Source organism: Streptomyces sp. GSL17-111 (genome assembly GCF_037911585.1).
Lineage (GTDB): Bacteria > Actinomycetota > Actinomycetes > Streptomycetales > Streptomycetaceae > Streptomyces.
Window position 1 is genome coordinate 2,527,009 of the sequence record NZ_JBAJNS010000001.1, and the last position, 14,296, is coordinate 2,541,304.

Genomic DNA, 14,296 nt, shown 5'->3' on the forward strand with positions numbered 1-14,296 from the left:
GTGTGCGGCCTGGCTTCGGCTCATCCGTCGCTCGGCGCCGCCGTGGGCGGCGCGCATATCGGCGCGTCACCCCTTCACGCGCCCGCCATCAGAGTGAATACATCGAACGACTATCGAAAAGTCGATCCCCAGTATCAACACTGGGAGCCATGGAGTTCATGAATCTCGAAGTCGCGGAGTACGCCTACATGTTCGGCTTCATCCAGATGGACGGGCACATGGCGCGTACCTCGCCCTTCAAAGGACGGCTTTCGGTCGAGCTCAGCCACCACGACAGGTGCATTCTTGAGGCGTTCCAGCGCCTCACGCCGTATCCGAGCACGATCCGCGAGCGCACGCGTACCACCAACTTCGCCGACGCGTACAGGTCCGTCTTGTGGACCCTGTGCGCCTACGAGGCGCGTAGCCGTTTGGAGGACCTCGGCCTTCCATACGGCGCCAAGTCGTCGATCGTCAAACCGCCCTGCGTGCCCTTCTCAGAGCCCGATTACCTGCGCGGTCTCGTGGATGCGGACGGTTCCCTCGGCTACACCGCAGCGGGGCTCCCCTTCCTTTCTCTCACCTCGGCCAGCGAGGCGGTCATCAACTTCCTGTGCCATTACGCATCGTCGCTCACCGGAGCGCATCGAACGCCACGTCGTAACGCCAGGGACGACATCTTTAATGTCGTGTACACGAATGAAACGGCAGTGGCACTGATGCAGAGCCTCTACTACGACGGCTGTCTGGGGCTTGAGCGAAAGAAGGCAGCGGCCATGAAGGCTCGCCGTTGGGTCAGGCCTCCGGGCATGCGGCCACCGCAGCTCGGACGGCGCAACTGGACCTCCCAGGAGGACCACATCCTTGCGAACAGCCGCGACCTCGAAACGGCCGCTCAGCGACTCGGGCGGTCAGTGCAGGCCTGCAAAATGCGACGGTGGCGGATTGCGAGCAACCGCGCGGGCAGCTGGGCGCAACGGAATGCCCACGCTGCCCCAGCGGTCGACACGTCCGGCGAGACCACCGTCGCACGCCCTACGTGACGATTCTCAACCCACCGCAGAATCCGGACAAAGCACGGCAAAGAACCCGGTATTCCGGGCGTCGGCGCGTGGGTTGCTGTAGACATTGTGTTCTGCCGCCCCATCGGGGCGGCAACACGTTTTCGAGTTCGACGAGGCGAACGCAGGGAGGCCGACGTGCGGCGCAGGACGTACCGGGGCGGCTCCGCAGCCCTCGTGGCGCTGACCGTGGCCCTGACGGGCTGCACGGCCGACGCCGGGGAGAGCGGGGGCACGACGGACGGCAAGTCGGGCTCGTCCGACGCCTCGGAGACGTCCGTGGAGCCCGGCCGCTACCGCACCCTTCCGGAGCCCTGCGGGTCGGTCGACCGGGAGAGCCTGCGCGCGGCACTGTTCCCCGCAGACGCGGGCCGGGGGGCCGACGACGCGACGCTGGAGGGCGAGGCGGCCGTCACGTTCGACACCGACCGCCGCGTCGGCTGCACGTGGAAGAGCGCGACCTCCCTCGGCAGTCACCATCTCACCCTGGACTTCGAGCGCGTCGTCTCCTACGACCCCGAGGTCAGCGACGACGACCGGGCCGTCGAGCTGTTCGACCAGCGGGCGACGGAGGCGGACATCCCCGCCACCGCCCCGCCCACCGACGAGCCGTCCGACCCCGCCGAATCCGACGGCGGCTCGGAGGAACCCTCCGACGGCGGCTCGGACGAACCGTCGGGCGCGGCCTCCGACGCGCCCGGGGACGACGCGTCCCGGGAGCCGTCCGGGGCGGAGGAGGAGACCGACCCCGCCTCGGCCCCCGGCGGCACCCCGCCGGCGGGCCCCGGCCCGGACGGTGAGCCGGGTTCCGAGGCCCCCGATCCGGCCCTCGCCCCGCGTCCCCTGGAGGGCGTCGGCGAAGCGGCCTACCTCGACGACGAGCTGGTCACCGCCGACGCCGGCGTCCACCGCGACATCACGCTGGTCTTCCGCAAGGGCAACGTGATCGTCACCGTCCAGTACAACCAGTGGTCCACCGACAAGCGCCGCCTGCCCGACAGCGAGGAGCTGCAGCAGCAGGCCGGCCGCCTGGCGCAGCAGATCGCCGAGCGGCTCGACAGTTGACCCGAGACCGGGAAGCGAATCCACCATGTTCCACAGCAACCTGACCGTCCGCCGCGCACTCGCCCTGGTGGCCGTGCCCGCCCTGCTCGTCACCGGCTGCCTGGGGGGTGGCGACGACGACGCCAAGGCGCCCGCCGAGAAGCCGTCCGCCGAGGCCGAGAAGGCCCCGGAGCCGGAGCCGGTGAAGTTCTCCGAACTGCCGGACGCCTGCAAGACGGTGCCGGGGAAGACGATCGACGACATCGTCCCCGAGGCGGAGAACGAGAAGGGCAAGAACCTCAAGAGCAAGGACACCGACAGCTACACGAGCTGCCTGTGGTCCGGGCTGGACGAGTACGACTACCGCTCGCTGTTCGTCTCCCTGCGCCGCTACGACTCGGTGCTCGACGTCGGCTCGGGCGACGAACGCGCCGCGCGGTCCGCCGCCTCCGAGGTGGAGAAGATCACCGAGGACAAGGCGAGCAAGAAGGTCGAGGCGAAGACCCTCAAGGACCTCGGCGACGAGGCCACCACCATCGGCTTCGACACCGAGGAGAAGGGCGACGACGGCGGCGACTACCGCAACCAGCGCGTCGTGGCCCGCACCGCGAACGTCGTGGTCGTCGTGGACTACTCCGGCGCCGGCTTCGAGGACGCCGACACCCCGAAGGCCGACGAGATCCGCAAGGGCGCGGAGAAGGCCGCCGAGCAGGTCGTCGCCGCCGTCAAGTAGGCGCGGAACCGCACGTTCCCCTCCCGCCGGACATGACCTTGACAACGTGTGTCAGGCTGGGCGCCGCTCAGGTGTCCGAGCGGGAGGAGAACGCGGGTGTCCGCGACGCAGCTCAGCCGAACCCACCGCGTCCTCATCGGGGTCGTCCTGGTCGGCGCCCTGGTCATCGCCGCGATCGGCTTCGCCGGGTCGTACGCGGCCGTGCGCGACCTCGCCGAACGCAAGGGCTTCGGCTCCTTCGCCCCCTTCTTCCCCATCGGCATCGACGCCGGCATCGTCGTCCTCCTCGCGCTGGACCTCCTGCTGACGTGGCTGCGCATCGGCTTCCCCCTGCTGCGCCAGACGGCCTGGCTGCTGACGGCCGCCACCATCGCCTTCAACGGCGCCGCCGCCTGGCCCGACCCGCTGGGGGTCGGCATGCACGCGGTGATCCCGGTGCTGTTCGTCGTCTCCGTGGAGGCGGCTCGGCACGCCATCGGCCGCATCGCCGACATCACCGCGGACCGGCACATGGAGGGCGTGCGCGTCTCGCGCTGGCTCCTCGCCTTCCCCTCGACCTTCCGGCTGTGGCGGCGGATGAAGCTCTGGGAGCTGCGGTCGTACGACGAGGTCATACGGCTGGAGCAGGAGCGGCTGGTGTACCGGACGCGGCTGCGCGCCCGGTACGGCAGGGCCTGGCGGCGCCGGGCGCCCGTGGAGGACCTCATGCCGCTGAAGCTCGCCCGCTACGGGATACCGCTCAGCCGGTCCGTGGCCGCGCTCGCCGCGACGCCGACGCCCTCGGCCGGCGCGTCGCTCACCGAGCCCACGGCTGAGAAGCGGCCCGAGGAGCGGCCCGAGCAGCGGGAGCCCGCCGCCGTTCCGGAGCCGGCCCCGGAACCGGCCGCGCGGACCGCATCGGCCGCACCCGTGCCCGTCCCGAAGCCCGTGGCCGAGGAACCCGTGGTGGCCACAGCGCCGGAACCCGAGCCCGCGCCCGCTGCAGAGCCCGTGCCCGCGCCGGAGTCCAAGCCCGTGCCGGAGTACGTGCCCGGGACGCAGGGACGGCGGCCCATCCGACGTCCCCCGGCGCCGCCCGAGCCGGTCGACGCGCCCGCCGACGAACCGGCCGGGCTCCCGGACGGCGTCCCCGTGGAGGACGTGTACTTCCAGGCCTACCGCGACCTCGCCGCGCGGGGCGCCCGGCCGACCGCCCGCGATCTGTCCCGGGCGCTGGGTGAGCACTTCGGCGTGACGAACCGGGACGGCGGCCTGCTGAGCGAGGCGTACCTGCGCCCCTACGTGCGGGAGTGCCGCGAGCGCCTCAACGAGGAGATCGGCGTCGTCGGCTGACGCCGATCACCCCGTCAGGCCGTCAGCCCCGTCACTCCCTCACGCCGACAGGAGCGTGCGGACGCGGTCGGCGCCCACCGCCAGCAGCAGCGTCGGCAGTCGCGGCCCGGTGTCCCGGCCCACCAGCAGCTGGTACAGCAGCGCGAAGAACGACCGCTGGGCCAGCTTCAGTTCGGGCGTCGGCTTCGCCTCCGGGTCCAGCCCGGCCTGCACCTTGGGCACGCCGTAGACGAGCGTCGTCAGGCCGTCCAGCGACCAGTGCGTGTCCAGGCCGTCGAGCAGCAGCCGCAGGGCCTCGCGCTGTCCGTCGTCGAGGGAGGCGAGGAGCTCGGTGTCCGGCTCGGACCGCACGCGGGTGCGCTGGTCGGCGGGGACGTGGGTGGAGATCCAGCGCTCGGCGCGGTCGAGCCGGGGGCGCGTCTGGTCCAGGGAGGTGACGGGGCGCTCGGGGTCCAGCTCGGAGAGGATGCGCAGCGTCTGGTCGGCCGAGCCCTGGGTGATGTCCACCACCGAGGCCAGCGTCCGGTACGGCAGCGGGCGCGGGGTGCGGGGCAGTTCAACCGCGGCCGTGCGCACCGAGCGGGCGTGGGCGGCGGCGTCGGCGGGCTGGGCCGTGCCCTCGGCGATCCTGCGCTCCAGCGCGTCCCACTCGTCGTAGGTGCGCTGGATCTCCTGGTCGAAGGCGACCTTGAAGGACTGGTTCGGCCGCCGGCGCGCGTACAGCCAGCGCAGCAGGGGCGCCTCCATGATCTCCAGCGCGTCGGACGGCGTCGGCACGCCGCCGCGCGAGCTGGACATCTTGGCCATGCCGCTGATGCCCACGAACGCGTACATCGGGCCGATGGGCTGACGTCCGCCGAACACCTCGCGGACGATCTGGCCGCCGACGACGTAGGACGAGCCGGGCGAGGAGTGGTCGACGCCCGAGGGCTCGAAGGTCACGCCCTCGAAGGCCCAGCGCATCGGCCAGTCGACCTTCCACACGAGCTTGCCGCGGTCGTACTCGCGCAGCAGCACCGTCTCCTTGTGCCCGCAGGTGCACGTGTAGGTCAGCTCGGTGGTGTCGTCGTCGTAGGAGACGACGGTCGTGAAGTCCTTCTCGCAGTTGGCGCAGTACGGCTTGTACGGGTAGTAGTCCCCGCCGGTGCCGCTGCCGTCGTCCTCCCCGGCCGCGCCGGAGCCCTCGGCGGCAGCCAGCTCCGCCTCGTCGACGGGCTTCTGCTGCTTGCCGCCGGACTTCTTGCCGCCCGGCTTCTCCTTCGTGCGGTAGCGGTCGAGCACGGCGTCGATCGTGCCGCGCTCCCGCATCGCGAGGAGGATCTGCTCGCGGTAGACGCCCGAGGTGTACTGCTGGGTCTGGCTGACGCCGCGGAACTCGACGCCCAGCTCGGCCAGCGCGGTGACCATCGCCGCCTTGAAGTGCTCGGCCCAGTTCGGCTGGGTGCTGCCGGGCGGCGCCGGGACGGAGGTGAGCGGCTTGCCGATGTGCTCGGACCAGGACGGGTCGATGCCCGCCGGGACCTTGCGGAAGCGGTCGTAGTCGTCCCAGGAGATGAGGTGCACGCAGTCGTGGCCCCGGCGCCGGATCTCGTCGGCGACCAGGTGCGGGGTCATGACCTCGCGGAGGTTGCCCAGGTGGATCGGCCCGGAGGGGCTGAGCCCCGAGGCGCAGACGATGGGTTTGCCGGGCGCGTGGCGCTCCGCGTCGGCGATGACCTCGTCCGCGAATCGGGAGACCCAGTCGGTCTCGGTGCTCTGAGCCACGGTCGGCACGTCCTTACTTCCCTGGTCGGTTGGTGGGGGTTTCCCGCGTGGGTGGGTGCGGTCATTGTCCCAGACGGGCGACGCTCCCCCCGACCCCGCACGGCGACGCCCCGGGGCGCGCGGGCCCCCGGTCCGGGGTGGGGCTCCCCCCACTCCGGACCGGGGTGGTGGACGGCTGCTCCAGCACCGTTCGACCTCCTAGCGTCATCGTCATGGGCACCATGACGATGACGGGTGCGGGTGTCGCGCAGCGCATGGCCTTCGGAGCGATCTCCGCCGCACTGGCGGCGGGGCTCCTGGCCACGGCCGGGCGGGCGTCGGGAGGGGATCCCGACCCGTCCGTGGTCCGTACGGACCAGGGCGAGCTGCGCGGCGAGATCACCGCGTCCGCCCGGATCTTCCACGACGTGCCCTACGCCTCCCCGGCGCAGGAGTGGCACGGGGTGCGGGACGCCACCGAGGCCCGGACGCCGTGCGCCGACGCGTGCGGGGCGTTGACGGTGACGACGCCGCGCGGGGTCAGCGTGGGGGCCGACCTCCCCGTGGACGTCCGGCTGGGCGGGTCGTCCACCGCGCCGGACGCCCCGCCGGACGACCCGCCGGACGACCCTCCGAATGTCGTTGTGGTCACCGTGCCCGCCGGGGAGCTGGCGGCGCAGCAGGCCGCCCTGCACTGGCTGCACCGCAACGCGGTGCCGTTCGGCGGCAACCCGGACACCATCACGCTCCACGGCCCGTCCGCGCACCTGTGCGCCCACCTGACCTCCCCCGACTCCGCCTACCTCTTCGCGGGCACGCGCCCGGCGACGGGCTGCGCCACCGCCGCCCGGGGCCGGTAGCGTCACTCCCGAGCGCCCGCCCCCGGCCACCAAGGGCGGGCGGACGGGCGGGAGGACAGCATGGGGACAGACGGGGACGCGGCCACGGCGGACGCCTGGGCGGCGCTGGGCGGACCGCCGGACGCGGCGGCGCGCGTCACCTACACCCCGGTGCGCGGCGTGCTGCCCGCCCGGCTCCCGGTGCGCGAACTGGCCCGCGCCACCGTCGGCGTCTGCTCGCTGGCCGCCACGGAGCTGCTGGCGTGCCGCAACGGCGGACCGCTACCGGCCGTCCGGGTGCACGAGGGCGCCGTGGCGACCGCGTTCGTCAGCGAGCGGCACCTGCGCGTCGACGGCCGGGCCCCGACGTCGTTCGCCCCGCTGTCCGGCTTCTGGCGCGCCGCCGACGGCTGGGTGCGCACCCACGCCAACTACCCGCACCACCGGGCCCGGCTGCTGGACGCCCTGGGCCTGCCGGAGGACACGGACCCGCCGGCGTTGGCCGCCGCCCTGGCCACCCGGCCCGCGCACGCCGTGCAGGAGCGCGTCCACGCGGCGGGCGGCCTGGCCGTCGCCGTGGCGACGGAGCCGTGGGCGGCCGGTACGCCCCTGGTCGAGGAGCGCGTCGTCGGGTCCGGAGGCCGGGCGGCGCGCCCGCTGCCGCCCGCGCCGCTCCCCGCGCAGGGCGTGCGGGTGCTGGACCTGACGCGGGTCATCGCGGGCCCGGTGGCGACGCGCACGCTGGCCCTGCTGGGCGCCGACGTGCTGCGGATCGACCCGCCGGGGCTGCGGGAGGACGCGGACACCCACCGCGACACCGGGCCGGGCAAGCGCTCGGCCCTGCTCGACCTCCGCGACCCCGGCGACCGCGACCGGTTCGAGGAGCTGCTCGCCGCCGCCGACGTCGTGGTCACCGGGTACCGCCCCGGCTCCCTCGACCGGTACGGCCTGGCTCCGGACGCACTCCTCGCGCGCCGCCCCGGGCTGACGGTGGCCCAGCTGAGCGCGTGGGACCGGACGGGTCCGTGGTCCGGGCGGCGGGGCTTCGACAGCCTCGTCCAGGCGGCCTCCGGCATCGCCGCCGTGGAGGCGGCCCCGGACGGGACGCCGGGCGTGCTGCCCGCCCAGGCGCTGGACCACGGGACGGGGTACCTCTTCGCGGCGGCCGTCCTGCGGGCGCTCACCGCACGGCGGACGGACGGCTGCGGGCGACACGTGCGGCTGTCCCTGGCGGGTACCGCCTCCTGGCTGCTGCACGGCCTCCGGGCCGCGCCCCCGGACGGCGGTCCGGCGTCCCCCTACGCTCCCGAGCCCTGGCTGACCACGACCGCGTCCCCCCACGGCGCCCTCGTCCACGCGCTGCCGCCGGTCGCCTACCCTGGCTCACCCCGCACCTGGACGTCCCCGCCCACCCGCTGGGGAGCGGACGCGCCCGCCTGGACGGCGTGAGCGCCGGACGTCGGCCCGCGCGGCGCGGACGTCAGCCGCGGCCGGCGGCGAGCCAGCGCGCGGCCTCGGTGGCCCAGTAGGTCAGGACCAGCGACGCACCGGCGCGGCGGAAGCTGGTGAGCGTCTCCAGGATCGCCCGTTCCCGCTCGATCCAGCCCTTCGCCGCGGCGGCCTCGACCATCGCGTACTCGCCGGAGATCTGGTAGACGCCCACCGGGACGTCGACCTCGCGGGTGAAGTCCCGCAAGACGTCCAGGTAGGGCAGACCGGGCTTGACCATGACCATGTCGGCGCCCTCGGCGAGGTCGAGCGCCAGCTCGCGCATCGCCTCCCGCCCGTTCGCCGGGTCCTGCTGGTAGGTCTTGCGGTCGCCCTTCAGCGAGGAGCCGACCGCCTCCCGGAAGGGCCCGTAGAACGCGGACGCGTACTTGGCCGTGTAGGCGAACATCGCGACGTCCGTGTGCCCGGCCGCGTCCAGCGCCTGCCGCACGTGACCGATCTGGCCGTCCATCATGCCGCTCGGCCCGAGGACGTGCGCCCCCGCGTCGGCCTGGACACGGGCCATCTCCGCGTACCGCTCCAGCGTCGCGTCGTTGTCCACGCGCCCGGCCGCGTCCAGGACGCCGCAGTGCCCGTGGTCGGTGTACTCGTCCAGGCACAGGTCGGACATGAGCACGAGGTCGTCCCCGACCTCCCCCCGCACGTCCCGCAGCGCGACCTGGAGGATGCCGTCCGGGTCGGTGCCCTGGGAGCCGACGGCGTCCTTGTGCTCGGGCACGCCGAACAGCATGAGCCCGCCGACGCCCGCCTCCACCGCCTCGACGGCGGCCTTGCGCAGCGTGTCCCGGGTGTGCTGCACGACGCCGGGCATGGAGGACACCGGCACCGGCTCGCCGATGCCCTCCCGGACGAACGCCGGGAGGATCAGGTCGGCGGGGTGCGGCCGGTGCTCGGCGACCATGCGCCGCATCGCCGGCGTCGTACGCAGCCGCCGGGGCCGCGCCGCCGGGAAGGCGCCGTAGCGGCTGCCCCCGCCCGCGTCCGCGCCGCCGAGGCCGCCGTCTCCACCGTGGGTCCTGCTCACGAGCGCGCTCTCCTCCTCGTCGGCCGCTTCTCACTCGGCCGCTTCACGGGTTCGCCCGCCTCGACGGCCGCCGCCCGGCGCCGGGCGCCGAACTCCGCGAGCGCCTCGGCCAGCCGGTGCACCGAGGGCTCGGGGGCGAGCACGTCGACGCGCAGCCCGTGCTCCTCCGCCGTCTTCGCGGTGGCCGGGCCGATGCAGGCGATGACCGTCACGTTGTGCGGCTTGCCCGCGATGCCCACGAGGTTCCGCACGGTGCTGGAGGAGGTGAACAGGACGGCGTCGAACCCGCCACCCTTGATCATCTCCCGCGTCTCGGCGGGCGGCGGCGAGGCGCGCACCGTCCGGTAGGCGGTGACGTCGTCGACCTCCCAGCCCAGCTCGATCAGCCCGGCCACCAGCGTCTCGGTGGCGATGTCGGCACGCGGCAGGAAGACGCGGTCGATCGGGTCGAAGACGGGGTCGTAGGGCGGCCAGTCCTCCAGCAGTCCGGCGGCGGACTGCTCGCCCGAGGGGACGAGGTCCGGCTTGACGCCGAAGTCCACCAGCGCGGCGGCGGTCTGGTCGCCGACGGCGGCCACCTTGATGCCCGCGAAGGCCCGCGCGTCCAGCCCGTACTCCTCGAACTTCTCCCGCACCGCCTTCACCGCGTTGACGCTGGTGAACGCGATCCACTCGTACCGCCCGGTGACCAGGCCCTTGACGGCCCGCTCCATCTGCTGCGGCGTGCGCGGCGGCTCGACGGCGATCGTCGGCACCTCCGCCGGGACGGCTCCGTAGGAGCGGAGCTGGTCCGACAGGGACGCGGCCTGCTCCTTGGTGCGCGGCACCAGGACGTTCCAGCCGAACAGCGGCTTGGACTCGAACCAGGCCAGCTGGTCGCGCCGGGCGGGCGCGCTGCCCTCGCCGACGACGGCTATCACCGACTGGCCGCCGTCGGCCGCCGGCAGCACCTTGGCCTGCTTGAGGGTCTGCTGGAGCGAGCCCAGCGTCGCCGTCCAGGTGCGCTGCCGGGTCGTCGTCCCGGCCACGGTGACGGTGAGCGGGGTGTCCGGCTTGCGTCCGGCGGTCACCAGCTCGGCGGCGGCGCCCGTCACCGCGTCCAGCGTCGTGGAGATGACGACGGTGGCGTCGGAGGCGCCCACCTCCGTCCAGCAGCGGGCGTCGGCGGTCCGGGCGTCGATGAAGCGGACGTCCGTACCGTGCTCGTTCCGCAGCGGGACCCCCGCATAGGCGGGGACACCGACGGCGGTGGCGATGCCGGGCACGACCTCGAAGGTGATGCCGGCGGCGGCGCAGCCCAGCATCTCGGCGGCGGCGTCCGCGTCCATGCCCGGGTCACCGAGCACCGCACGGACCACCCGCTTGCCGGAGCGCGCGGCCGCCATGACAAGATCTGCTGCACCGGCAGATGTGGCGGAAGTCTCGGTCGAGTCGTCCGCCGCTGCCTGCACGGGCGTGTCCACGGCTGCCCGGGCGTGCGGCCGCACGACGTCGCGGACCTGTGGATCCGCGACGAGGACGTCGGCGTTCGCCAGGGCCTCGACGGCGCGCAGGGTGAGCAGTCCCGGATCACCGGGACCGGCCCCGAGGAACGTCACGTGGCCGTCGGCACCGTAGAGGTGCCGGTTGGGCGACGGCGCGGACGACACCGGCGGGGCGACGCTCGGCGCGCCCGTACCCGCGACGGCGGCGGGGGCCGTCGTCGCGGTGGCCGCGTCGGCTTTCGCCGTGCCCGCGTCCGTGGTGGCACGGGACGGCCGGGGCTTCGGCGTGGTCGCGTTCTGGGCGGTGGTGGGGCTCAATGTGCGCGCTCCCCCATCAGACCGGCCGCACCCTTGGCGAGCATCGCGTCGGCCAGCTCGCGGCCCAGGCGCGTGGCCCAGGCCGTCTGCTCGCCGGCGGATGCCGGTACGTGACCGGTGGTGGACAGCTGCACCAGCGTCGAGCCGTCGAACGTGCCGACGACGCCACGCAGGCGCATTTCGGTGACAACCTCGCCGTCGGCCCGGGGGTCGGCCAGGGCGCCCACAGGCGCACTGCAACCGGCCTCCAGGTCGGCGAGGAGGGTTCGCTCGGCGGTCACGGCGGCCCGCGTGAGCGGGTCGTCGAGTCCGGCGAGCTGGGTGACGAGGTGTGCGTCGGAGGTGACGCACTCCACGGCCAGTGCCCCCTGCCCGGGCGCAGGCAGGACGGCGTCGGTGTCGATCAGCTCGGTCACCTCGTCAAGGCGGCCGACGCGGGTGAGGCCGGCCGCCGCCAGGACGACGGCGTCGAGCTCCCCCGAGCGGACGAAACCGATCCGGGTGTCGACGTTGCCCCTGATCGGCACCGTCTCGATCCGGTGGTCCAGGGTACGGGCCCAGGCGTTCAGCTGCGACATCCGGCGCGGCGAGCCGGTGCCGACGCGGACGGGCGCCGCGTCGGTGCCCTCCGCGGTGAGCTGCTCGAACGTCAGGCCGTCCCGGGCTATCAGGGCGTCGCGCGGGTCGACGCGCGGCGGCACCGCCGCGATCGTCAGCTCGGCGGGCTGGTCGGTGGGCAGGTCCTTGAGCGAGTGCACCGCGAGGTCGATGCGGCCCGCGAGCAGCGCGTCGCGCAGCGCGGACACGAACACGCCCGTGCCCCCGATCTGCGCCAGCTGCTCGCGCGAGACGTCGCCGTAGGTGGTGATCTCCACCAGTTCGACGTCCCGACCGGTGAGCCGGGTGATCTCGCGGGCGACCTGGCCCGACTGCGCCATCGCGAGGGCGCTTCGGCGGGTGCCCAGCTTCAGTGGGCGTTCAGTTCTCATGGCCGCTCCTGTTCGGCTTGCTGACAGCGGCGACCGTCTGCGGGTCAAGGTCGAAGAGTTCACGCAGGGCGTCGGCGTAGCTGGCGCCGCCCGGCTCCCCGGCGAGCTGCTTGACCCGCACGGTGGGCGCGTGCAGCAGCTTGTCGACGACGCGCCGCACGGTCTGCGTGATCTCGGCGCGCTCGCGCTCGTCCAGGCCGGGCAGCCGGCCTTCGAGGCGGGCCATCTCCCCGGCCACCACGTCGGACGCCATGGTGCGCAGGGCGATGACGGTCGGGGTGATCGTCGCGGCGCGCTGGGCGGCGCCGAAGGCGGCCACCTCGTCGCCGACGATGCCGCGCACGGCGTCCACGTCGGCGGCCATCGGCGCGTCGGCGGGGGCCTCGGCCAGGGACTCGATGTCCACCAGCCGGGCGCCCTCCACCCGGTGCACGACGGCGTCGACGTCCCGGGGCATGGCGAGGTCGAGCAGGGCCAGGGGGGACGTCCGCCCGGCGACGGCCGCCTCGACGACGGCGGCGGACAGCACCAGTCCGGTCGCACCGGTGCAGGAGACGACCACGTCGGCGACGGCCAGCTCGCGGGGGACGTCCGTGATGGTCGTCGCACGGCCGCCCAGCGAGGCGGCGAGGCGGTCGGCACGCTCCAACGTCCTGTTGGCGATCACCAGTTCGGTGACACCGGCGCGCGACAGCGTCGTGGCGGCCAGGGCGGACATGGACCCGGCGCCGATGACGAGCGCGCGCTTGTCCTTCACCCACCGCTCGACGTCCAGCCCCTCGGCCTCGGCGGTGGCGAGCTGCTCCAGGCCGAAGGTGACCAGCGACTGCCCGGCCTTGTCGATGCCCGTCTCGCTGTGCGCGCGCTTGCCGACCCGCAGGGCCTGCTGGAAGAGGTCGTTCAGGAGCTTGCCCGCGCTGTGCTGCTCCTGGGCGACGGCCAGCGCGTCCTTGATCTGCCCGAGGATCTGCCCCTCGCCGACGACCATGGAGTCCAGCCCGCAGGCCACCGAGAACAGGTGGTGGACGGCCCGGTCCTCGTAGTGGACGTACAGGTAAGGCGTCAGCTCCTCCAGCGCGACACCGCTGTGCAGTGCGAGCAGCGTGGACAGCTCGGCGACACCGGCGTGGAACTTGTCCACGTCCGCGTACAGCTCGAGGCGGTTGCAGGTGGACAGCACCGCCGCCTCCGTGGCGGGCTCGGCGCCCACGACGTCCGCGAGCAGCGGCCCCCGGGCGGCGGGCGCGAGGGCGGCCCGCTCCAGGACGCTGACGGGTGCGCTGCGGTGGCTCAGACCGACGACGAGCAGACTCATGCCGGCATCACGGCGGGGACATCCCCGTCCGGCCCTGCCTCGGTGTCGTCGTCCGCGTCCTCGGCAGCCCGGCGCGTCACGGAGACGGCGGGCGGAGCGGCCGGGGCGGCGGTGTCCGCGGCCTCGGTGTCCAGCTCACCGGCCTTGCGCTGCTCGTGGAAGGCGAGGATCTGCAGCTCTATGGAGAGGTCCACCTTGCGCACGTCCACGCCGTCCGGCACGGACAGCACGGTGGGCGCGAAGTTCAGGATGGACGTCACCCCGGCGGCCACCAGCCGGTCGCAGACCTGCTGCGCGGCCCCGGCCGGGGTGGCGATGACGCCGATGGAGACGCCGTTGTCGGCGATGATCCGCTCCAGCAGGTCGGTGTGCTGGACCTCGATCCCCGCCACGAGCTTCCCGGACATGGCCGGATCGGCGTCGATGAGCGAGGCGACACGGAAGCCTCGGGAGGCGAAGCCGCCGTAGTTCGCGAGGGCGGCGCCGAGGTTACCGATACCGACGATGACGACGGGCCAGTCCTGCGTCAGCCCCAGCTCACGGGAGATCTGGTAGACGAGGTACTCGACGTCGTAGCCGACACCCCGGGTCCCGTAGGAGCCGAGGTAGGAGAAGTCCTTGCGCAGCTTGGCCGAGTTGACGCCGGCCGCGGCGGCCAGCTCCTCCGAGGAGACCGTGGGAACCGAGCGCTCGGACAGCGCCGTCAGTGCCCGCAGGTACAGCGGAAGTCGGGCGACGGTGGCCTCGGGAATCCCTCGGCTCCGGGTCGCCGGTCGGTGGTTTCGGCCAGTTGCCACGGTGCTCCTGCCGTTTGCGCCTGGGGTACCCCCAGCGCCTGCTGGGGGAGGTGAGCGGCCCTCTGTGCCGGGCGCGCCGGTGCCGCTCCATCCCCGACAGGCTATGCCTTTGTGAAAGCGTGCACAAAG

General features: G+C 73.6%; 12 protein-coding genes. 6 read left to right on the top strand and 6 right to left on the bottom strand.

Annotated features, from left to right (window positions below; translation table 11 throughout):
- Window positions 1–149 precede the first annotated feature (149 nt).
- From V6D49_RS11120 to V6D49_RS11135, 4 genes are all read left to right on the top strand, one after another.
- Complete coding sequence (locus V6D49_RS11120) at window positions 150–1,022, top strand: hypothetical protein (protein ID WP_340559205.1); 873 nt, start codon at window positions 150–152, stop codon at window positions 1,020–1,022.
- 156 nt (window positions 1,023–1,178) lie between these two features.
- A complete protein-coding gene (locus V6D49_RS11125; RefSeq protein ID WP_340559207.1) occupies window positions 1,179–2,105 on the top strand; it encodes a hypothetical protein in 927 nt (308 codons plus the stop codon).
- A 25-nt stretch (window positions 2,106–2,130) separates the two neighbouring features.
- Window positions 2,131–2,817, top strand: a complete 687-nt coding sequence (locus V6D49_RS11130) for a DUF3558 domain-containing protein (protein WP_340559209.1) — start codon at window positions 2,131–2,133, stop codon at window positions 2,815–2,817.
- A 96-nt stretch (window positions 2,818–2,913) separates the two neighbouring features.
- Window positions 2,914–4,149 carry a DUF2637 domain-containing protein gene (locus V6D49_RS11135; protein WP_340559211.1) on the top strand — a complete coding sequence of 412 codons (1,236 nt, stop codon included), beginning with the start codon at window positions 2,914–2,916 and terminating at the stop codon, window positions 4,147–4,149.
- A 39-nt stretch (window positions 4,150–4,188) separates the two neighbouring features.
- Here V6D49_RS11135 and lysS read toward each other — a convergent pair whose 3' ends face one another.
- Window positions 4,189–5,922 (bottom strand): lysine--tRNA ligase, encoded by a 1,734-nt coding sequence (lysS, locus tag V6D49_RS11140; protein ID WP_340559213.1) that lies wholly within the window; start codon window positions 5,920–5,922, stop codon window positions 4,189–4,191.
- 203 nt (window positions 5,923–6,125) lie between these two features.
- Here lysS and V6D49_RS11145 point away from each other — a divergent pair, with 203 nt between their 5' ends.
- Both V6D49_RS11145 and V6D49_RS11150 read left to right on the top strand, forming a co-directional pair.
- Entirely contained in the window at window positions 6,126–6,752 is a 627-nt protein-coding gene (locus V6D49_RS11145; RefSeq protein ID WP_340559215.1) for a carboxylesterase family protein, read from the top strand.
- Between the two features lie 60 nt (window positions 6,753–6,812).
- Window positions 6,813–8,180, top strand: coding sequence for a CoA transferase (locus V6D49_RS11150; protein ID WP_340559217.1), 1,368 nt, complete (start codon window positions 6,813–6,815; stop codon window positions 8,178–8,180).
- 31 nt (window positions 8,181–8,211) lie between these two features.
- Here the strand turns inward: V6D49_RS11150 and hemB are convergent, their stop codons facing one another.
- The 5 genes from hemB to V6D49_RS11175 form a co-directional block, all read right to left on the bottom strand.
- Window positions 8,212–9,264, bottom strand: coding sequence for a porphobilinogen synthase (gene hemB / locus V6D49_RS11155; protein ID WP_340559219.1), 1,053 nt, complete (start codon window positions 9,262–9,264; stop codon window positions 8,212–8,214).
- Complete coding sequence (locus V6D49_RS11160; RefSeq protein WP_340563877.1) at window positions 9,261–10,913, bottom strand: bifunctional uroporphyrinogen-III C-methyltransferase/uroporphyrinogen-III synthase; 1,653 nt, start codon at window positions 10,911–10,913, stop codon at window positions 9,261–9,263. The genes hemB and V6D49_RS11160 overlap by 4 nt, the downstream gene beginning before the upstream one ends.
- 149 nt (window positions 10,914–11,062) lie before the next feature.
- Window positions 11,063–12,055, bottom strand: coding sequence for a hydroxymethylbilane synthase (gene hemC, locus V6D49_RS11165; RefSeq protein ID WP_340559221.1), 993 nt, complete (start codon window positions 12,053–12,055; stop codon window positions 11,063–11,065).
- The gene (locus V6D49_RS11170) at window positions 12,045–13,370 is read right to left on the bottom strand and encodes a glutamyl-tRNA reductase (protein ID WP_340559222.1); all 1,326 of its coding nucleotides are present in this window, start codon (window positions 13,368–13,370) and stop codon (window positions 12,045–12,047) included. Before V6D49_RS11170 ends, hemC begins: the two co-directional genes overlap by 11 nt.
- Entirely contained in the window at window positions 13,367–14,167 is an 801-nt protein-coding gene (locus V6D49_RS11175) for a redox-sensing transcriptional repressor Rex (RefSeq protein ID WP_340559224.1), read from the bottom strand. The genes V6D49_RS11170 and V6D49_RS11175 overlap by 4 nt, the downstream gene beginning before the upstream one ends.
- Between the last annotated feature and the right edge of the window lie 129 nt (window positions 14,168–14,296).